Genomic DNA, 19,108 nt, shown 5'->3' with positions numbered 1-19,108 from the left:
GGCGGGTCGCTCGCCGGATGTCCTTCACGACCTGCTCTGCCGGTGCTTTCTCCGGCCCGGAGTTCGCTGCCGCGGTCCTTCGGTTCTGTCTCATCTGCGCTCCTGAATGGCTGCGATGATCCAGAAATCCTCCCTTCCCGAAAACCCCTAAACCGTCTCAAGGGCGCTGACGGCGGACATCTGGTCAGGTTCTGGCGTCGCCTGAGCGATCAAGGGATGCGCCGGCTTGCCAGTGAAGTCCCCTTCATCGCGCTCGGCAGCGCGAGCCAGAGCTTCATATTCGGACACGCAGATGCCACAAGCCAAGGTGCGCCATTCGTCCGTGCCGAGGATAGAGGTCGTATTGCCGAGCCGGCGATAGCGCTCGATGCGCTCCCCGACCAATTCCGCCAACTCACCGTCCGCCAGGCGCCCAGCCATGCCGTCTCTGAGCTTTGCGACCAGCAGGTCGTCGATGCCGACAGAGGCGTATCGAGGATCCCGGTTCCGGAGCTCGTCGTCGAATGCAAGTAGCCACTGATAGTTCCGAAGGGCAATCTGATCGACGGCGAGGGAATATCTACCCACGGTGACCTTGCGCTCGCCAGCCCCGACGGCGCGACGCTCCGCGAGTGCGATCTCGTGCTGAAGCAGGGCGACGGCGCCAGAGAGCCTTTTCACGGCGGTCCGGTAGTCAGGGCCGAGTGCAGTGCGCAGCTCTGTCCTGCCGTTCATGAACGGACGAAGCTCTTTCGGTATGACGAGCCGGGCGAAGAAGCGGCCGTCTCGATTGAGTAGATACTGGACCTTCCCGGCCATGCCGCGCCGCCTGATTTGTTACGAGTTTTGTAACGTCAGAATGGACGGAAGCCCGGGCGGGTCAAGCGCTTCAATGATTTCAAGGGGATGGGCTGGTGCTGCGAGAGAGGATTGAACTCTCGACCTCTCCATTACCAAGAAGCGAGCCTCCGATATCTGCGGGTCTTTGTCGGGTTCCGGACGTATTCGATATCTCTTTAAGTTCATCATGTTGAGGTCTATATCGGTCTCCTATGGTATCGGCGCGTAACGGGGAATAGCCCTCCAATCCGTTACCCGCGCATTACCCCGGGAGGCCAGTGTGAAGAAGAAACTGACGGAGATTGCCGTCCAGAAGTTCGGCCCCGAGGCCGGCAAGCGGCTGGAAATTTTCGACACGCTGACGCCCGGCCTCGCCGTACGCATCACCGAGGCGGGCAAGAAGAGCTGGTCGGTGATGTATCGGGTGGCAGGCCGAGGCGAAGGGGGAAACCGGGGTGCGCTGCGCCGGATGACCCTGGGCACCTATCCATTGATCGATCTGAAGAAGGCTCGTGAACAGGCCCGCGCAGCGCTCGACTTGGCCGATCGGGGCGATGACCCGGCCGACAAGAAGCGGGATGACGCTCGGCAAAAGGGCGAGCGGGCCTTTGAGGTAATATGCGCCCGGTTCGTCGAGCTTCACTCCAAGGCGCATACCGTAAAGTGGCGCGACACCGAGCGGCTGCTGAATACGCTCATCGTTCCGGCATGGCGGGGAAAGCCGATCGACACGATAGATCGGGCGACGGCGCATGAGCTGCTCGATGATATCGCGATGAAGCATGGCATTGGCCCGGCGCGTGAGGTTCGCAAACACGTCACAAAGCTGTTCAATTGGGCGGTGGATCGCGGGCTTCTCGCCGCCAGCCCTGTCGCCGGAATGCGTCGCCCGGAGTTGGCTTATTCGCCCCGTGAGCGGGTCTTGTCGATGACCGAGCTCAAGGCTGTATGGGAGGCTGCTGGAAAGATGGGCTATCCCTTCGGGCACATGGTCCGGCTGCTGATCTTGACTGCCCAGCGCCGGGCGGAGGTGGCCGAGATGCAGAGGGGATGGCTGCTGCCTGAGCAAGCGGCCTTCGAGGTTCCGGCTGACCATTACAAGACCGATCGGCCGCAGGTCGTGCCGTTCTCGACTCCGGCGCGGTTGATCGTTGAAGCTCTGCCGAGGTGGAGCGGTGGCGATTACCTGTTTTCAACTACGGCTGGCCGGCGACCGGTGTCAGGCTTCTCGAAGGCCAAGGCCCGGCTCGACAAACTGTCGAAGATCGAAGGCTGGACGCTGCATGACCTGCGCCGCTCTGCTGCAACGCACATGGCGCGCCTCGGCATCCCGCAGGAGCACATCGAGCGCGTTCTGGGCCATGCGATCGAGGGAGTCGCGGGAACGTACAACCGGTACAGCTACCTCACCGAGAAGCGCACGGCACTGGAACTGTGGGGGAAACACTGGAGTTGACCGAGCAGAAAGCAAAGCGCATTCGCGCAGCGCATGACAGGGCAGCGGCCGAGGAGTTGGTTGCTGATGTGTGGACTCCGCTCTCGGCAGGGTCGGTGCTCACAACCGAGACGCGGCAAAGGCCGTTTGGCTTCTTGCCGTACCGGTCACACAGCTGGTTCAGTGCCGTATGAAGCTCGTTGTAGAACGGATGGCCTTTTTCGATTAGCTCTGACCAGCGGCCCAGCACGCCTTTGGTAGCACGGTCATCGAGCGGCGCCGCCTCCTTGTCTCGTTTGCTGACCCTCCCGCGCGCAGTGGTGTCGTAGGGGCTAACGCCGCGTGCAAGAATACGGTTCACGCATCTCACAAATCCATCGCAAGGCTTCCTGCTTGATTATGAGAGCATCGAGGATGTCGTTCGGAAAAGCCTGATCGAGGCCCAACAGAGCACCCCCAAGAGTCTCGGTCAGTTCCCGAGCCGTGCCGGAGGGGGGGGGCGGCTTTGACGGCGAGGCATAGTCGATGATCTCGACATCCGGAACGTATTTGATCGCTTTGCGCGCGACGCGGCGGAGCAGCGTCGCAGTGATGGAGAAGTTGCCAACGGCTAGCACTCCGACCCCACACGTCTTGGCGGTCAGGTCGATTTCATCATAATCGCACGCGCTTATTCCTGAGTGTCGACCACCACATGTGATCCACCCCCGTTGAATTGGTCCACCCTGAAGTATGTCTTTTGGCAGACAGGAGGACCGAGATGCCGAAGAAGCGCCACAAGCCCGAAGAGATCGTCGCGAAGCTACGCCAGGTCGATGTGCTGGTCTCGCAGGGCCAATCCGTTGCCGACGCGATCCGTTCGATCGGGGTTACGGAGGTTAGTTACTATCGCTGGCGCCGCGAGTTCGGCGGCCTGAAGACGGATCAGGTGAGGCGGATGAAGGAGCTCGAGGCCGAGAACGCCCGGCTCCGGCGCGCCGTTGCCGACCTGACGCTCGACAAGCTGATCCTGAAGGAGGCGGCGTCGGGAAACTACTGAGCCCCGCGCGTCGCCGTGCCTGCATCGACCATGTCCGGCTCGCTCTGAAGGTATCGGAGCGGCGGGTCTGCCGCGTGCTCGGGCAGCACCGCTCGACCCAGCGCCGGATCCCGCGCGGCCGCGACGATGAGGAGCAACTCATCGCCGACATGGTCGAACTGGTCCGTCGCTACGGCCGCTACGGCTATCGCAAGATCGCCGCGCTGCTGCGTTCGACGGCGGGCTGGGTCGTGAACGACAAGCGGGTCGAGCGGATCTGGCGACGCGAGGGGCTCAAGGTTCCGGCACGACAACCCAAACGCGGCCGCCTCTGGCTCGCGGACGGATCCTGCATCCGCCTACGTGCCGAGCGGCCCAACCACGTCTGGTCCTATGACTTCGTCGAGGACCGCACCCATGACGGGAGAAAGTTTCGCATGCTGAACATCATCGACGAGTTCACCCATGAATGCCTGGCGATCCGCATCGACCGAAGGCTGAAGGCGGCCGACGTCATCGACGTGCTCTCGGACCTGTTCATCCTGCGCGGCGTGCCGGAGCATGTTCGTTCAGATAACGGCCCCGAATTCGTCGCCAAGGCTGTGCAGGCCTGGATCGGCGCAGTTGGCGCGAAGACCGCCTACATCGCGCCCGGCAGCCCCTGGGAGAACGGCTTCATCGAGTCGTTCAATGCCAGACTCCGCGACGAGCTTCTCGACGGCGAGATCTTCTATACCCTCGCTGAAGCGAAGATCGTCATCGAAAGCTGGCGGCGCCACTTCAACACGGTGCGCCCGCACGGCTCGCTCGGCTACAAGCCGCCGGCTCCGGAAGTCTTCGTGCCCGCCATGACCGCGCGGGCGGCTGCGCTATCCAGACCGGCTACGCCGCCCGCGCTGGCGCCGAGGCCAACCGTCCACTAACAATCCCCATGGACCTCTCGGCGGGGGCGGATCAGCAAGCGTATTCAGTTTGACGCTGTCGGGCAGAGTTTAATCTATCAAGACGTCGGATGGAAAGGCGAGCGCATCCGTCACCGTCGCGAAAACCGGAAGCCGGTTCGCTGGGAGGCCTGCAGCAGCTCCGAGGTCCAGCCCGGCCGATTTGCGTGAAACACCGGCAACGAGTTCAAGGGCGGGGGCAGCTGAGATAGCCGGGAGGAGCGCTTTGCCAACCCAGCCCGCGCCCCCAGCGAGCGTAATCCGGATCATCGGGAATCTCCTCGTGCGGCTGGCCGATCTCCGCGGATTGACGAGGCCGGCGACATCGGCGTGGTGTCTATAGGATGTGAAATTTCCTTTGCGCGAAATTCCGTCTCAAAGCTCGCATGAATCTCCAGTTCGGCAAGCTCTGCGCCGCCCGATTCCATGACCGCCGCTCGCAAGGCGCGAACGGGGAAGCAGAGGCCGAGAATCTGCGCCAGAACAGCATCTTGCCGCAGATTCAGCTCGTGCGAGCGGCGGCAAGGCGTTCTACCGTCACCAGCAAGGTCGTTGCGACGAAAAGCAGAATCGATTGGAAGTTTCCGATCGTAGCATATTGACTTCTATGAAACTCTAAAGTCCACTCTCTCGAGACGCATCTGGACATTGTCCGGCATGGGGCCGCGGGCAGCGAGGGGCTGATCGCGACGCACGACATGATTACGGGGGGACGAAGCATGATGATCATCGACGGCCTGGTTGTATCCAATCTGGATCGTGAACTGCTTCTTCAGATGCAGAAAGGCGGTCTGACGGCAGCGAACTGCACGACCTGCGTCTGGGACGACTTTCCGTCGACGATGAAGAATGTGGCGGACCTGAAGAAGCTGATCCGCGACAATTCCGACATTGCGATGCAGATCTATTCCGTAGCGGACATCGACGCGGCCAAGGCCTCGAGCAAGGTCGGCATTATCATCGGCTGGCAGAACAGCACCGGCTTCGGAGACTACCTTCCGCATGTGAACACTTTCGCCGAGCTTGGGCTCCGGATCGTTCAGCTAACCTACAACACTGCGAACACGGCGGGCTGCGGCTGCTACGAGTCTACCGATCGGGGCTTGACCGACTTCGGAGGCGACCTCGTCGACGCTCTACACGAGAACCGCATCGTGGTCGATCTCAGCCATGTCGGCTCGGTGACCGCCCGCGACGTGATCGACTATTCCTCGCGGCCGGTCGCCTATTCGCATTGCTGCCCGAGGGCGCTGAAGGATCATCCGCGCAACAAGACCGATGCGGAGATCCGCTACATCATCGACAAGGGCGGCTTCTGCGGTGTCGCCAGCGTGCCGCATTTCCTGGCGCGCGGAATCGAGTCGGATGTTCATGATTTCGCAGCCGCCGTCGCGCATGTCGTGAACATCGCCGGTGACGAGCGCATCGGCATCGGCACCGATATCGCGCAGGGCTGGGGGCCGGACTGGTTCGAGATGATCGCGGTCGACAAGGGCTATGGTCGCCGCCTGACCAGCTTCGCCGATGTCCCGGTGCTGAAAGGGCTCGAGCGCCTGGATTGCTACCCGAACATGCTCGATGCGCTAGCGAAAGCCGGCCTGAATTCGCGCGTCATCGAGAACGTGGTTGGAAGGAACTGGTACGAATTCCTGAAATCGACCTGGGCTCAGTAAGCATCTTAAAGGTAACATAAAATAAACGAGGGGTTAGCCATGTTCAAAATCGACCGTAGAGACTTCCTGTCCGGCTCCATCGCATTCAACACGGCTCTCGGCCTTGGCATGGTGCCTGCGCTGGCGCAGGGACAGTCGATCAAGTTCCTGTTGCTGACGCCCTTGTCCGGGCCTAATGCCCGCTCCGGCGCCCTAATGCGCAAAGGCGCCGAACTCGCCGTGGCCGATGTCAATGCAGCCGGCGGCATCGCGGCGCTGGGCGGCGCGAAGCTGGAAGTCGTCGTGGCCGATGCCGGCGACAGCCCCGAGCGCGCCAAGAGCGCCGCTCAGCGCGTCCTGTCCGAAGAGCCGAGCCTCGTCGCCGGTCTCGGCGCCTGGCTGAGCTCTTTCACGCTTGCCGCCACGGAGATTTCCGAGCGTGCCGGGCTGCCGTGGATGACCTACTCTTATTCGGACCTGCTGACCGCGCGCGATTTCAAGCACATCTACCAGACCGCGCCGGTGTCCAGCGCGCTGGCCAAAGATGCCATTCCGGCGGTTATAAACCTCGCCCAGCAAGCCACCGGCGCGCGGCCCAAGCGACTGGCGGCGATAGCCGACAGCTCGCTGCCGGCCCAGTCCGTGATGAAGGCGATCCGCGAGAAGGTCGTCGCAGCGAACGCGCTCGAGCTGGTCGTCGACGAGACCTACACGCCGCCTCTCACCGATGCGACCTCCATCGCGCAGAAGGTCCGCCGCGCCCGGCCGGATATCTTGCTAGTTTACGCCACGACGATTCCGGACCTCAAAGTCATCATCGAGAAGCTGCAGGAGTTCCAGCTCGGCGGCGCGCAAATCCCGATCGTGACCGTCGCGCCGCAGAACGGCTCGCCGGAGGTGGTGGCCAACATCAAGCCCAATCTCGTCGAGGGCATGGTCGTCGTCGTCGGCAACTGGGAAGGCGTGCAAATCAAAGAGATGACCGAGGGCCTGCGCAAGCGCGCCGGCGAGCCTTGGCTGACTGAGGATTTCATTTCCACCTATGGCCAGGTCTGGCTGCTCAAGGATGCGCTGGAGCGCGCCAAGATCGCGGAGAAGGCGGCCGTGTCCACGGCACTGCGCCAGACCGACCTGAGCGGCGGCGCCTCGGCGGCGCGCTACTTCGTCGGTGGGACGATGAAGTTCGATGCGGCAGGCCGCCGCGTCGGCTCGCCGATGGTCGTCCTGCAGTGGCAGAACGGCGTTCCGGTCGTGATCGGGCCGAGTTCCGACGCAGTCGCCAAGGCGATCTGGAAGAAGGCGTGATCGATCCACTGCCGGACACGCCACGCAGGCGCGTCCGGCCGTTGCTTTTCGGACCCTCGGCAGACCCATCAAAATGGCAGATATCGAAGCTTTCCTGCAGCAGCTGGTGCCAGCCATCGCCATGGGCTGCGTCTACGGCGCGCTGTGCGCGGCACTGAGCCTGGTGTTCGGCATCATGCGCGTCGTGAACTTCGCCCAAGGCGAGTTCATTACCGCCGGCATGTATTTCGGCGTGATGCTGGTTCTCTTTCTCGCGTCGTTCCTGCAGTTCAATTCATTCGCGCTGGCGCTGGTCGCCGCTATTCTGGCGTTTCCCGTCTTCTTCTGCTTTGGCGTCTTCCTGCACAAGATGCTGTTGAGCCATGTCAGCGGCATGAAGGTGATCGAGACGACGCGTGACGGCGGCCACCAGGCGCAGTTGATCGTCACGCTCGGCATTTCGCTGCTGCTTCAGAACGTCTTTCTGATGATGTTCGGTTCGCGCCCGCAGTCGATCACGTCCGACATCTCGTCCCAAGCTTGGGCGCTCGGGACAAACGACCTGATGATATTCGTCAACAAGGGGCGCGTGATCGTCACCATCATCGTCGTGGCCGTCGTGTTCTTGATGTACCAATTCCTGCGCAAGACCGATCTCGGCGCGCGCATGCGCGGCGCGGCCGACAAGCCCACGGCCGCGACCTATGTCGGCATCGACGTCGATCGACATTACGGCATTGCCTTCGGGTTGAGCTGCGGCATCACCGCGCTTGTGGGCGTGCTCATGGCCACCTTCTACCCCGTCGGCCCCTTCGTCGGCTTCGAGTTCATCATCGTCCTCTATGCCGGTGTCGTGCTCGGTGGGATGGGCTCGTTCATCGGCGCCTTCTGGGGCGGGCTCACCATCGGCGTGATCCAGCAGATGGCGTCCCTTATCGTGCCGCTGCAACTGCAGAATGTGCTGGTCTTCCTGATCTTCCTGACCCTGCTCGTGCTGCGTCCGCAGGGCTTCTTCGGCAACAACGCGGCGAGGCTCTGACGATGTTCAGCTGGTCTCGCAACGATGTCGTGGCGCTCTGCGTTGCTGCGGTCGGGCTCCTGCTGGCGGCGTTCTTCGTCAGCAGCGCCTATTATCAGTTGATCGTCTCGCTGGTCGCCATCTGGGCGCTGTTCGCCGTCGGCTGGAATGTCTTCAGCGGGCTGTCCGGCATGGTGTCGTTCGGCCATGCGATCTTCTTCGGCCTCGGCGCCTATACGACAGCGCTGATGGCGACGAAGCTCGATGTGACCCCGCTCGTCGGAATTCCGGTTGGCTGCCTGGTCGCGATTGCCGCCGCGCTCGTCATTGGCAGGATCACGTTCGGCCTGCGCGGCCACTATTTCGCGCTCGCCATGCTGACCTTTCCGATTTCGGCGATGTACTGCGCCGAATGGCTGGGCCTTCAGGAAGTTGCCCTGCCGCTGCGACGGGAGAATGCCGGCTTCCACCTGCAGTTCGGCGATCCGCGCGTCCTGACGCTCGTGAACATCAGCATGCTGCTCCTCGCGGTGGCCCTGGCGCTGTGCCTGCAGAAGAGCAGGTTCGGATTGGCTTTGCAGGCGCTGCGCCAGAACGAGGCGGCCGCCGAGGCTTCCGGCCTCTCCGCCTTCCGGCTGCGAATGGTTGCCATCGCCATCAGCGCCGGTCTGGCCGGCCTCGCCGGCGGGCTCTACTGCCTCGTCATGCTCGTCGTGACACCCCACAGCGTCTTGGGTATGCATGTCTCCGCGCAGGCCTTGATCATCTCGATGTTCGGCGGCGTCGGCACCGTCTGGGGGCCGCTCCTGGGCGCAGCCGTGCTCGTTCCTTTGACCGAGATTCTCTATGCCGAGTTCGGCGCCGCGCTGCCCGGCGTCCAGGGCGTCATGCTGGGCGCGGCGATCATCGCGGTGATGCTGTTCATGCCGGCCGGGCTGGTGCGAAGCTTCAAGTCGCGCGGCACCGACAGGATCGTCTCCAAAATTCCCTCGGCCCAGCAGGCAGGAGCCAGCGGCTCGCTCTGGCAAGGCGGCTCGCATCAGGTCTCTCAGCAGGTCCTGTTCGAATGCTCGGACATCGCCGTCCGGTTCGGCGGAAACTATGCTCTGCGCGGCGTCTCGTTCGATGCGAAGAAGGGCGAGATCATCGGGGTCGTCGGGCCCAACGGAGCAGGCAAGACGACACTGTTCAACGTGCTCAGCGGCTTTGTGAAGCCGAGCGGAGGAAGGGCCGTGTTCGACGGCCGGCAACTGATCGGGCAGAAGCCCGACGCTATCGCGCGGCTCGGCATTGGACGAACCTTCCAGGTGGCTCGACCATTTCCCGAGATGACGGTCTTCGAGAATGTCCTGGTCGGGTGCTTGGCCTCGAAACTCGGGCTCGAGCAGGCGTTCCAGATCACCACGCGTATGGCCGGCGAGTTGCAGCTCGGCTCCAAACTCGGCGCGGAAACAGAGCAGCTCAGCAATTTCGAACTCCGGCTGGTCGAACTTGCGCGCGCCCTTGCGGCCAGCCCCCGTCTGATCCTGCTGGACGAGCCATTCGCGGGGGTCGCGAGCAGTGAGATCATCGTGATGTCCGACCTGCTGACCGAGTTGGGCAAGGCCGGGTTCACGGTCATTATCATCGACCATACCGTCCCTGCGCTGAGAAAATTCGTCGATCGGATCATCGTCCTCGACCATGGCGAGATCATCGCCAACGGACTGCCGGACGATGTTCTTGCCGATCCGGAGGTCAAGGCCGCCTATCTGGGAACGGACACGCTCGCCCATGCTGACATGTGACAATCTTTCCGCGGGCTACGGCGGTGCCGATGCGATCCGCGACGTTTCCCTGCGCGTCGATGCGGGAGACATTCTCGGTGTCGTCGGCCCCAATGGCGCCGGCAAGACGACGTTGCTGCGCGCCATATCGGGATCCCTGCAGATCGCGAAGGGCAAGGTGGTGTTCAATGGCACCGACATCACCGCGATGGCGCCGCATCGGCGTCCCGGCCTCGGTCTCGCGCATGTGCCCGAAGGGCGGCAGGTGTTCGGCGAATTGACCGTCGCGGAGAACCTGTCGCTCGGAGCGACCACGCTGCCGGCCGGAAAGTCGCGCGAGGAGCGCCTCGCATTCGTCTACGATCTCTTCCCGCGCCTGGCGGAGCGTCGCGGACAGCTCGCAGGCACCATGTCTGGCGGAGAGCAGCAGATGGTGGCGATCGGGCGTGGCCTGATGATGGACCCAAAGCTGCTGCTGCTGGACGAGCCGTCGATGGGGCTGGCCCCGAAGATCGTCACTGAGATCTTCGCGAGCATCGTCAAGCTGGGCAGGACCTTCGGCCTGACCGTGCTCATCGCCGAGCAGCGCCTCTCCGAGACGCTGGCCTCCTGCAACAAATGCGTCGTCATCGCCTCCGGGCAGATCACCGCCTCGGGCGAGCGGGAGGCGATCGTCAGGAGCGGGGCCATCGAGGAAGCCTACTTCGGCACATGAGGCGGAGTCGACCTCGGCGGGAGTCGCCCATCTCCTGAATTCGTCATCGGCCGCGGAGCGGCTTGTATCGGTATGAGCTCATGACTTCGGAAGATCAGGCAATCCTGTGGCGCAACAGCTCGCTGGAGCACGTCGATGCTCCCCCGCTTTCGCAGCATCTCGCAGTCGATCTCCTGGTCGTCGGAGGCGGCTTCACAGGTTGCGCGGCTGCTCTGGAGGCCGCGCGCAGGGGAGCGTCGGTTTGCGTGCTCGAGGCCGAGGCCATCGCGCATGGTGGATCGGGCCGCAACGTCGGGCTCGTCAACGCGGGCCTCTGGCTTCCGCCCGACGAGGTGACTGAGAAGATGGGGCTCGAGGCGGGCCGCCGCCTGATCCAGATCCTGGGCGACGGACCGCAGCGAGTGTTTTCCATCATTGAGGCGGAAGGGATCGCATGCGACGCCGTTCGCAACGGGACGTTGCATCTGGCGCACTCCAGAGCGGCGGTCGGCGAACTTCAGGAGCGTCATCGGCAAGGTGTTTTGTATGGAGCGCCCCTAAAGCTGTGCGACGAGACCGAAACGGCGCGACGCACGGGCACGCCAGCTTATTTCGGCAGCCTTTGGGATGCGCGAGCCGGCACCGTCCAGCCCTTGAGCTATTGTCGCGGGCTCGCGCGTGCGGCCAGGGCATCGGGCGCCGCCATACATGCCAGGACCGCCGTTGCCTCTCTCCGTTACCGGGATGGCCAGTGGATGGCCGTGGCGAATGGCCATACCGTGCGCGCGCAAGCGGTCCTGCTTGCCACGAACGCCTATCAGCGCCAGTTCGACGGGCCTTTCGCTCCCCAGTTCACCCCTGTCAGCTATTGCCAGTTCGCCACGGAACCGCTGCCCGAGCGACAGCGCGAGACGATCCTCTCCGGCGGCGAGGGGTGCTGGGATACGGCGATGGTGATGTCGTCGTTCCGGACCGACAAGGCCGGCCGCCTGATCGTCGGGGGCGTTGGGAACAGCGATGGACCTGGATCGAGGATCCACCACGCCTGGGCCAGACGCAAGCTCGCCTCTCTGTTTCCGGCGCTGCAGGGGACCGGGTTCTCGCATGCCTGGCGCGGTCGCATCGCGATGACAAAGGATCACATCCCGAAAGTCGTGGCCTTCGGCCCTAATGCCTATGCCTGCTTCGGATATTCCGGACGTGGAATCGCTCCTGGAACCGTGTTCGGCACGAGCGCGGCCACAGCGCTGCTGACCGGCGATGCTGCCGGGCTTCCGGTAGAGCCAATCGGCTCATATGCCGAGCAATTCACGGTTGCCAAAGCCGCCTACTACGAAACCGGTGCGATCCTGACGCATGCGGTTCGCTCGTGATCGCCCATAGGATTCGGGCGATGTTGGCGAGCGGGGGAAACGCTTGGCATCTCGAAAGCGCGTCCTGATCGGTCGACGCGCTCATCCGGTCGCGAGCTCGACTGATCGCCAGCTCGCGCGATACCCCCTCAGACGTCGATGTCGTTCTGTCCCGACCAGTTGTCGCAAACCCAGAGCACTTCGGCATCGCTCTGCGATATGGAGACCAGCGCGTGCTCCATCTGTCCGTCGAAATAGATACTTTGCCCGGAAGACATCTTCACCGGCGAATAATATTCCGAATAGAACTCGATCTCGCCGTTGACGACATAAAGGAAGACATCGCCTTGATGGCGATTCATCTCGGAAAAGTCGCCTAAAGAGCGGGCCTTGATGCGGGATAAAAACGGAAGCATGCGCTTCTTGGAGAGGTCCGCGGCCAGCAGGGCGTGCGAGTAGGTCGAGCTTTCGAGCACGGGGCCGTTGTTGTGCAGCATCAGGCTACGGCGCCCCGGCGCCCCAGCGGCAGCTCCCCCGCCGAAAAGCTGGACGAGATCGACCGACAACCCCTGAGCCAGCTTCTGGATCAGATCAAAGGTCGGCGACATGGTGCCGTTTTCGATCTTCGACAGCGTCGAGCGCGCAACGCCCGTCGCTCCGCTCGCCTGGTCCAGCGTCCACCCCCGCTTCCGGCGGATACTGCGCAATCTGTCGCCCAGTTCACCACGGCTTCCAGAAGATGGGCGATCGTCGTTCCGACTCGCGTCTTCCGCGTCCGCTTGTTTCCTCTTGGCTTTGGCCATGATTGCAGAGATCCCCGGGCGTTTTTACACTGCAACCGAATTGGGCATCTCAGCCATCCGAGATGCATATCGGCAAGTCCAGTCTCGTTCTTACAATCGCCGGTGTCCACTATAAGAAAGTGGCATGCACTGCTAATTTCCGGCGGAATTCTCCGGCCGTCGCCGGTGATCGGTCGTTGGACCAGCCCTTCGAGTGCATGCTCCGCCGGCAAAGCCCACAGGCAGGGCCACTTCTACGATCGCAGTCACGACATTTATCGCCAACTTAGTTTCCGATTGACTAATAAATATTGCTATACGAAATTGATTTAATTGATGCGGAGATGACGATCGTGACGGCCTATAGTGTTCGTACGAAGAGCCAATCCTGGTACGGGCAGCCCATCGGCATCCTTATTCTCGATGCCGCATATCCCTGCGTGCCCGGCAATGTCGGCAACGCGACGACCTACGACTTTCCTGTCTGCTATCAGGAGGTGCGGGGGGCATCGATCGAACGTCTGCTTACCCAGCGCGATCCGGCTCTCGCGGAGCCCTTCGTCGAGGCGGCTAGAGAACTGGAGCGCCGGGGCGTGCGCGCGATAACAGGCGCATGCGGCTTCATGGCGCTGTTCCAACGCCAGGTGGCTGGGGCCGTCGAGATCCCGGTTTTTCTGTCGAGCCTGATGCAGGTGCCGTTCATCCATGCGGCGACCGGCAAGCCGGTGGGGATCATTACCGCGAACGCGTCATTGCTGCGGGCCGAGCATTTCGACCTGCTCGGGATCTCGCCCTCGATACCGAAATCGATCGCGGGGATGGAAACGCAGCCGGAATTCCGAAGCGCGATCCTCGAGGAAAAAGGCACTTTGGACAGTGCCGCGATCGAAGCGGAGGTCGTTGCCGTCGCCCGGGACCTGATCGGTCAAGCACCGGAGACCGGGGCGATCCTGCTCGAATGCAGTGACTTACCTCCCTATGCGCGCGCGGTTCAGGAAGCCGTAGACCGACCCGTCTTCGACTTCAACACGATGATCAACTACATGCACGGAGCGATCGTCCGACGCCGATATTCTGGACACTTGTAGGATTCCAGTCGTTTTCGGTACTGATGACGACACCGGGGCTTCCGGCGTGCTCATGTTGATCCACCACCCGATCGAGACGGGTGGATAACGTTCACCAAGACGAACACGGCTGGCTGGCTGATCGAGCCCCGACACTCCTCAAGCCGCCGAAGCCAGGGTTGTTCTGCGCGAGATCGCGACCACGACCTTCAACGGGAGCGAGGTAGAGGCGCTGCGCCCGTGGATCGCCTTATGATGCGTCGCGCAACACTGCGTCGCGCAACACTCGGCAACCCGCCCGATTTTCTTCCGGTCAATCCATGGCCTCGCCGGCTCTAGCAACTGGGACAGCCGAATGGAGCAGATTCCACGCCCCTACAGCGGCTTTTCAATCGTCGGCGGGTATAGGGGTGTATCTGCGACCTGCTGGTCGGCTGCTGGGCATCGTGATCGACACGCCTTGTTTGGACACTCAACTTCCGCTGGCATCCCAGCTAGACGATATTGTTGAGGCGCTGGAAGCCGCTCTCAGGCTTCAGGCGTGGTGGCGGTCCAATCCCGCAGTCCTGCGAAGTTGGATTTCTTAATCCGCCCATGAATCGGCCGATCGCAGGCCGCCAGGAAGAGAGAGAATCAACGTACCCGTCGTGAAGCCCCACCGCAGTCATAGTCTTCATTCTCCCGCGTCGATGGGTGCCGCGGAAATCGCGGGCTATCCAATTCGTCCCAGCGGGCCTGAACAACGGTCTCAGGCCAATAACTCTACGATGTAGGGTCTTGGCGGTAATCTGCCACCGGCACCTTGCGGCGTAGCGCGATACCGATATTCATCCGCTGCTGTCCCGGGTTGAGATGCCGGTAGTCCTTCTCGACGTCATATTGCCGCGCGACCTCGTAGAGCTTGTCGAGGTCGAGCGAGCCGTCTGCACGATTTACCTTGCCCGCGAACCAGATGTTGAACGGGCTGTTGGCAGTCTTTTCGAGCCAGGCGCGACGCTGCTCAGGCGTGATCGTCATCGACCGGTTGCGGGCTTCGTCCTTGCGGTAGCGCGTCGCGGTGGTGAACATGCTCTCGCGGGTGATGCGCAGGCCGTTGCGATCAATCTTGTAGCCCATAGCAGTCATGATCTGCCGCGTCATGTGCCCGATCATTTGCTTGATACGGTCTTCGGCCACTTCAGGACCGAATGTGCGCAGCAGCCCCGGCGCAAGCGGCTCGACTGCGGCGCGATCCAGATAGGTGGCTGTAACCATTCTCACGAGGTTGTCTGGGCGCCTAAGGTAGGTCCAAAGTTCGGCACCGAAATCGGTCTCATAAGTGTCTCGAAAATTCTGCGGATCATAGTCGAGGCCGCTCAGGGTAGGCACGTCATAGTCGGTCATGGCTCTCTTCCTTGGTGGGTGTCAATAATGCCATATATCTGCATCTCAGGGTCGAATGCAAGATGGCAATATTGATAGGTGTCATTTTTTGGTTTGCGCACTGCGGCGCGCTGAACGGAGCTGGCGAGATGGACGAGCGATGGGGCTAAGTGGAGAGGAAATCGCCCGCATCCGCCGCGCATATCTCGCCGCAGGCCCGCTCAACTTCGAGCGGCTTGCCTTCCAAAAGGTGCGTGCGGAGAGGAAGGCCCTGCTGAAATTCATAGAGGCGTGGGACAAGCTCGACATTGAGGAGAGAGCCGCAGTCTCCTTCGAACTTGCCCGGATGATATCTCCTGACAGTGGTGAAGCGGACGGTGACGAGCTTTCTTTATCCGTGGACCCGCACGATCTTGACGTTGGCCTCGCAGCATTTCAGGCGGCCCAGTTAGGACGTGGTCAGAGCGGGAATAAGGTCCGGGAGCCGGGCTTCCGAGAAGCCGTGCGCGAAGCAGCGCAGATCTGGGTGGATCGCGGTAACGAATGGAGCCGGGGCAACATCTTTCGGGAGACGAACCGAAACAAACCGTATCCGATGCTTACCTTTGTGATGGACGCCCTGCTGGCGGCACTGCCGTCCGAGGCCATTGCCCGAGCGACGCTCGGCAATCCGCCAGACCGAACGGAATTGATGCGGGCGGTGGACACCCAGCTTCGCAGTAGCGGGAATGCCGGCTGAAATCGGCCCCCTTTACCGCTCCGACTAGGAGCCAGAGTCCCCGCTAGCCTCTCCCCAGATGCCAACGTATCTGGAGATTCCTCGATGCCAACTACTGACACATTGCTGACGATCGAGGAGGTTGCCGTGCGCACCCGCCTCTCCAAACCCACGATCTACAAGCTAATCCGACAGGGAGCATTTCCGCAGCAGCTTCGCCTTTGCGCCAACAAGGTTGCTTGGCTTGAGCGCGAAGTCGCGGGCTGGATCGCCACGCGAGCCGAGGCGAGGGCTGCCGGATGATCGGTCGGCCGAACCACGAGGGATTGGACGATCTGACAGCATTCCTTCGCGAATGGTCGGAGAATGGCCCGTGGTGGCCTACGGCAATCCCGCGAGACGGTGGCAAGACTGAGACCCGGACGTTCACCGACCTTGCTGCGCTTGCTGCCTGGGCCGGGGAAAGGGTGGGTAGGTTAAACTTGTACTTCTCGGTCAACGACCTGTCGCTCAACACAAACCGGAAGGCCAAGAAGGAGGAGGTCACCCGAGTCCGGGGGCTCCACGTTGATATTGACGCCCGGGTACCTGATGGCGGCTGGCCGACAGCGGCCCCGACGCCGGAACAGCTAGCGGCTTTCGCGGCACATACGGAAGCCGAGCGGGAACGCATTCGTAGGCTTGTCGTTGACGGGGAGGGCTGGCCCGTCTCGCTGCCCAGCCCTACAGCCATCGTGGACAGCGGCGGGGGGTTCCAGTGCTTCTGGCGGCTGCACGATGACGAGGATGTGCAGCCTGAACTTGCTGAGGGTCTGAACCGTGTAATCGCCGGGCTTTTAGACGGCGACGCGCCCACAGTAGATGTTAGCCGCATCATGCGCCTGCCCGGAACCGTGAACGTTGCCGGCGGGAAGAAGCGGTGGCGCGGGCGCGTGGACGCTCCAACCCGCCTCGCATGGGCAGACTGGCAGCGCCGGCTCCGAGTTTCAGACTTCCCTCGGGCGGACGTGACGCCGGCCACTAGCAGTAGCCGGGGGGCCAAGCGTGCGACCTTACCTGACGATCTGCCCAAGCTGGGAAGTCTTGATGATCTCCCAGCGGCGGTTTCTTCCCGAACCAAGATGCTGATCGTAAATGGGGGCGACCCTGACGACCCCGCCAAGTACCCGAGCCGGTCTGAATGCCTCTGGGCTGTCCTCTGCGATCTGGTGCGAGCGGGCTGCACTGACGACGTCATCGCAGCCGTAATCCTTGACCCGGACTATGCGGTCAGCGGCAACGTGCTAGACCAGCCAAAGCCGCGGGAATACGCGGCGCGCCAGATCGCACGGGCGCGGGTCGAGGCCATCGACCCAGAGCTTGCCGAGCTGAACGCTCGTCATGTCGTAATCGAGACAATGGGCACCTCGGGCAAGTGCCGGATCATGGAGCGTATCCCGACCCCGGACGGACGTGGCTACGTCGCCTTCCAGTCCTTTGAGGACTTTGGCAACCGGTATGATCACCGTCAGAAGAAGGTCGGCACGAACAAGGACGGCAAAGACATTCATATGCCGCTTGGCAAGTGGTGGAAAAGCAACCCGCAGCGCCGCCAGCACAAGACTCTGACCTTCCTGCCGGGTGGGGCAGACGTGCTTGACGGCGACCAGCTCAACCTCTGGACCGGATTTGCTGTGCAACCTGTCCCAGGCGACTGGTCCCTGATGCAGTCACACATCCGCGATGTTCTCGCCTCGGGCGATGCCGCCAGCGCCGAATACATCACGAAGTGGGCAGCCTATGCCGTGCAGCAGCCGGGCAGCCCCGCCGAGACAGCGCTCGTGTTCCGAGGCGGCCTCGGGACCGGCAAGGGAGCATTCGGGCGGGCCATGATGCAGATATTCGGTCAGCATGGCATCAAGACGCAGGGGGCGGCGGTGCTGGACAGCCGGTTCAACGTCCACCTCCGCGACTGCGTGTTGTTATTCGCAGATGAGGTCGACTGGGATAGTCGCCGCAGTTCTTCGCAGTTGAAGGGAATGGTGACTGAGCCAAGTCTCTTCATCGAGCCGAAGGGAGTGGACGCGACGAACCAGCCCAATTACCTGCACATCATCATCGCGTCGAACAACGACTGGGTGATTCCTGCCGCACCGGGAGAACGGCGCTTTGCAGCTTTCTGTGTGTCAGACCATCGCAAGAACGACAGGGCATATTTTGACGCGCTTTTCGCGGAGATGGAGAGCGGCGGGCTGGCGGCGATGCTGCACGATCTCCTCGCCATCGACCTGACCGGCTGGCACCCAAGGGCTAGCATCCCGCAAACCCGCGAGCTTTCCGACCAGAAGCTCGCAGGGCTCTCCGGTGCAGATGCCATCGTACGCGAGATGCTATGGGGTGGCGTTGCGCCCGGTGTGGAGCGCGCGGCGCACGACGCAGAATTGGTGGTGATGCTCCGTCCTCTGATCCGCTGGGCAATCGAAAACCGGATCGTTGCGAGTGATCCAGGCGAGCGTCGGATGGCCGAGGCCTTAAAGTTGATGGGGGTGGTTCGGCGCAAGTTGACCGTCCGGGGCGTCGGTCAGAAGTGGGTGTGGCCCCTTCCGCCCCTTGCTGAGGCCCGCGAGGCATGGGCGCAGTCACTTGGGTTGCAGGTGGCTTGGCCTGACGAGGGCGACTGGTCCGAATTTCCGGGGTGACAATGCTATCCTGATCTGCCCGTCTAGTCCCGGTCAGGAGGAGGGATCAGGATAGCGTAAACCTCTGGCGGTGCGGGAGAAAACCGCATCCATCCCGATCAGCCTAATTATCCGCCGGGAAGCTCGCCTAGGCCAGAGGCAGCCTCTGCCCATGAAGAAGAGCCGGCCAGAGGCTAGAGCGACTTGATCGGTCTAAACAGGATAGGCGGGATTATCTGAAAGAAATCATACGGCTACTCGATCCCGATCGGTCCCCGATTATCCTGATCGGCGTCTGGAACTTTCCTCATTGGGCAGCGGCCATTAGATGTCAGATTTTGAGCCCGGCACCCCATAGCTGACCGAAGGTAAATCATGCTCGGGCATGCGGCATTCGTGTCAACGGCGGTCGGATTCCAGGCCAGGGTGGCGGAGCAAAAGTAGGCCACTGGCGTCGTGGAGCGGCGGATATGGCAAGGGCCCCGATCGGGGCCCTTGCCATATCCGCTGCCGGGATTGATCAGGCGATGATCTCGCCGGTTT

The 19,108-nt window shown here is 62.3% G+C and carries 17 protein-coding genes; 13 read left to right on the top strand and 4 right to left on the bottom strand.

Features of this window, described 5'->3' with window-relative positions; translation table 11 throughout:
• Nucleotides 1-147: 147 nt before the first annotated feature.
• Entirely contained in the window at nucleotides 148-798 is a 651-nt protein-coding gene (locus J0J10_RS00240) for a hypothetical protein (protein WP_291644308.1), read from the bottom strand.
• A gap of 301 nt (nucleotides 799-1,099) precedes the next feature.
• On the opposite strand from J0J10_RS00240, the gene J0J10_RS00235 reads away from it, so the two are divergent.
• Both J0J10_RS00235 and J0J10_RS00225 read left to right on the top strand, forming a co-directional pair.
• Nucleotides 1,100-2,275, top strand: a complete 1,176-nt coding sequence (locus J0J10_RS00235) for a tyrosine-type recombinase/integrase (protein ID WP_291644306.1) — start codon at nucleotides 1,100-1,102, stop codon at nucleotides 2,273-2,275.
• Nucleotides 2,276-3,014: 739 nt separating this feature from the next.
• Nucleotides 3,015-4,195 (top strand): IS3 family transposase gene (locus tag J0J10_RS00225; RefSeq protein ID WP_291644304.1). Its coding sequence is split into 2 segments (ribosomal slippage): nucleotides 3,015-3,279 and nucleotides 3,279-4,195, totalling 1,182 coding nucleotides; the frame shifts between segments, so codons are not numbered across the junction.
• 69 nt (nucleotides 4,196-4,264) lie between these two features.
• Here the strand turns inward: J0J10_RS00225 and J0J10_RS00220 are convergent.
• Nucleotides 4,265-4,483: a Rossmann-fold NAD(P)-binding domain-containing protein gene (locus J0J10_RS00220; protein WP_291644302.1), complete on the bottom strand. Its 219-nt coding sequence runs from the start codon at nucleotides 4,481-4,483 to the stop codon at nucleotides 4,265-4,267.
• A gap of 116 nt (nucleotides 4,484-4,599) precedes the next feature.
• Between J0J10_RS00220 and J0J10_RS00215 the strand changes: the two genes are divergently transcribed.
• From J0J10_RS00215 to J0J10_RS00185, 7 genes are all read left to right on the top strand, one after another.
• The gene (locus tag J0J10_RS00215) at nucleotides 4,600-4,815 is read left to right on the top strand and encodes a hypothetical protein (RefSeq protein WP_291644300.1); all 216 of its coding nucleotides are present in this window, start codon (nucleotides 4,600-4,602) and stop codon (nucleotides 4,813-4,815) included.
• A 117-nt stretch (nucleotides 4,816-4,932) separates the two neighbouring features.
• The gene (locus tag J0J10_RS00210) at nucleotides 4,933-5,886 is read left to right on the top strand and encodes a membrane dipeptidase (protein WP_291644298.1); all 954 of its coding nucleotides are present in this window, start codon (nucleotides 4,933-4,935) and stop codon (nucleotides 5,884-5,886) included.
• A gap of 39 nt (nucleotides 5,887-5,925) precedes the next feature.
• A complete protein-coding gene (locus tag J0J10_RS00205) occupies nucleotides 5,926-7,170 on the top strand; it encodes an ABC transporter substrate-binding protein (RefSeq protein WP_291644297.1) in 1,245 nt (414 codons plus the stop codon).
• A gap of 73 nt (nucleotides 7,171-7,243) precedes the next feature.
• Nucleotides 7,244-8,188, top strand: coding sequence for a branched-chain amino acid ABC transporter permease (locus tag J0J10_RS00200; protein WP_291644295.1), 945 nt, complete (start codon nucleotides 7,244-7,246; stop codon nucleotides 8,186-8,188).
• Nucleotides 8,189-8,190: 2 nt separating this feature from the next.
• Complete coding sequence (locus J0J10_RS00195; protein WP_291644293.1) at nucleotides 8,191-9,954, top strand: branched-chain amino acid ABC transporter ATP-binding protein/permease; 1,764 nt, start codon at nucleotides 8,191-8,193, stop codon at nucleotides 9,952-9,954.
• A complete protein-coding gene (locus J0J10_RS00190; RefSeq protein WP_291644291.1) occupies nucleotides 9,941-10,648 on the top strand; it encodes an ABC transporter ATP-binding protein in 708 nt (235 codons plus the stop codon). The genes J0J10_RS00195 and J0J10_RS00190 overlap by 14 nt, the downstream gene beginning before the upstream one ends.
• An 80-nt stretch (nucleotides 10,649-10,728) precedes the next feature.
• Nucleotides 10,729-12,000: an NAD(P)/FAD-dependent oxidoreductase gene (locus J0J10_RS00185; RefSeq protein ID WP_291644289.1), complete on the top strand. Its 1,272-nt coding sequence runs from the start codon at nucleotides 10,729-10,731 to the stop codon at nucleotides 11,998-12,000.
• Between the two features lie 128 nt (nucleotides 12,001-12,128).
• Here the strand turns inward: J0J10_RS00185 and J0J10_RS00180 are convergent, their stop codons facing one another.
• Nucleotides 12,129-12,782 carry a helix-turn-helix domain-containing protein gene (locus J0J10_RS00180; protein ID WP_291644287.1) on the bottom strand — a complete coding sequence of 218 codons (654 nt, stop codon included), beginning with the start codon at nucleotides 12,780-12,782 and terminating at the stop codon, nucleotides 12,129-12,131.
• 323 nt (nucleotides 12,783-13,105) lie between these two features.
• Between J0J10_RS00180 and J0J10_RS00175 the strand changes: the two genes are divergently transcribed.
• Nucleotides 13,106-13,849 (top strand): aspartate/glutamate racemase family protein, encoded by a 744-nt coding sequence (locus J0J10_RS00175; RefSeq protein ID WP_291644285.1) that lies wholly within the window; start codon nucleotides 13,106-13,108, stop codon nucleotides 13,847-13,849.
• A gap of 741 nt (nucleotides 13,850-14,590) precedes the next feature.
• Here J0J10_RS00175 and J0J10_RS00170 read toward each other — a convergent pair.
• Complete coding sequence (locus J0J10_RS00170; protein ID WP_291644283.1) at nucleotides 14,591-15,211, bottom strand: hypothetical protein; 621 nt, start codon at nucleotides 15,209-15,211, stop codon at nucleotides 14,591-14,593.
• 139 nt (nucleotides 15,212-15,350) lie between these two features.
• On the opposite strand from J0J10_RS00170, the gene J0J10_RS00165 reads away from it, so the two are divergent.
• The 3 genes from J0J10_RS00165 to J0J10_RS00160 all read left to right on the top strand — a co-directional run bounded on the left by J0J10_RS00165 (nucleotide 15,351) and on the right by J0J10_RS00160 (nucleotide 18,586).
• A complete protein-coding gene (locus J0J10_RS00165; protein WP_291644282.1) occupies nucleotides 15,351-15,929 on the top strand; it encodes a hypothetical protein in 579 nt (192 codons plus the stop codon).
• A gap of 84 nt (nucleotides 15,930-16,013) precedes the next feature.
• The gene (locus J0J10_RS26980) at nucleotides 16,014-16,211 is read left to right on the top strand and encodes a helix-turn-helix transcriptional regulator (RefSeq protein ID WP_366824576.1); all 198 of its coding nucleotides are present in this window, start codon (nucleotides 16,014-16,016) and stop codon (nucleotides 16,209-16,211) included.
• A gap of 179 nt (nucleotides 16,212-16,390) precedes the next feature.
• Nucleotides 16,391-18,586, top strand: a complete 2,196-nt coding sequence (locus J0J10_RS00160; RefSeq protein WP_291644280.1) for a DUF5906 domain-containing protein — start codon at nucleotides 16,391-16,393, stop codon at nucleotides 18,584-18,586.
• The last annotated feature ends 522 nt before the right edge of the window (nucleotides 18,587-19,108 follow it).

It is taken from the genome of Allobosea sp. (assembly GCF_017308075.1).
GTDB lineage: Bacteria > Pseudomonadota > Alphaproteobacteria > Rhizobiales > Beijerinckiaceae > Allobosea.
Note: the sequence above shows the minus strand (reverse complement) of the source record. Positions and strands in the feature narration are given on the sequence as shown.

Coding starts and splice junctions, on each gene's coding strand:
- J0J10_RS00165 (WP_291644282.1), top strand. CDS start 15,351: ATGGGGCTAAGTGGAGAGGAAATCGCCCGCATCCGCCGCGCATATCTC.
- J0J10_RS00220 (WP_291644302.1), bottom strand. CDS start 4,483: ATGATCCGGATTACGCTCGCTGGGGGCGCGGGCTGGGTTGGCAAAGCG.
- J0J10_RS00210 (WP_291644298.1), top strand. CDS start 4,933: ATGATGATCATCGACGGCCTGGTTGTATCCAATCTGGATCGTGAACTG.
- J0J10_RS00215 (WP_291644300.1), top strand. CDS start 4,600: ATGAATCTCCAGTTCGGCAAGCTCTGCGCCGCCCGATTCCATGACCGC.
- J0J10_RS00185 (WP_291644289.1), top strand. CDS start 10,729: ATGACTTCGGAAGATCAGGCAATCCTGTGGCGCAACAGCTCGCTGGAG.
- J0J10_RS00175 (WP_291644285.1), top strand. CDS start 13,106: ATGACGATCGTGACGGCCTATAGTGTTCGTACGAAGAGCCAATCCTGG.
- J0J10_RS26980 (WP_366824576.1), top strand. CDS start 16,014: ATGCCAACTACTGACACATTGCTGACGATCGAGGAGGTTGCCGTGCGC.
- J0J10_RS00205 (WP_291644297.1), top strand. CDS start 5,926: ATGTTCAAAATCGACCGTAGAGACTTCCTGTCCGGCTCCATCGCATTC.
- J0J10_RS00180 (WP_291644287.1), bottom strand. CDS start 12,782: ATGGCCAAAGCCAAGAGGAAACAAGCGGACGCGGAAGACGCGAGTCGG.
- J0J10_RS00190 (WP_291644291.1), top strand. CDS start 9,941: ATGCTGACATGTGACAATCTTTCCGCGGGCTACGGCGGTGCCGATGCG.
- J0J10_RS00170 (WP_291644283.1), bottom strand. CDS start 15,211: ATGACCGACTATGACGTGCCTACCCTGAGCGGCCTCGACTATGATCCG.
- J0J10_RS00195 (WP_291644293.1), top strand. CDS start 8,191: ATGTTCAGCTGGTCTCGCAACGATGTCGTGGCGCTCTGCGTTGCTGCG.
- J0J10_RS00200 (WP_291644295.1), top strand. CDS start 7,244: ATGGCAGATATCGAAGCTTTCCTGCAGCAGCTGGTGCCAGCCATCGCC.
- J0J10_RS00240 (WP_291644308.1), bottom strand. CDS start 798: ATGGCCGGGAAGGTCCAGTATCTACTCAATCGAGACGGCCGCTTCTTC.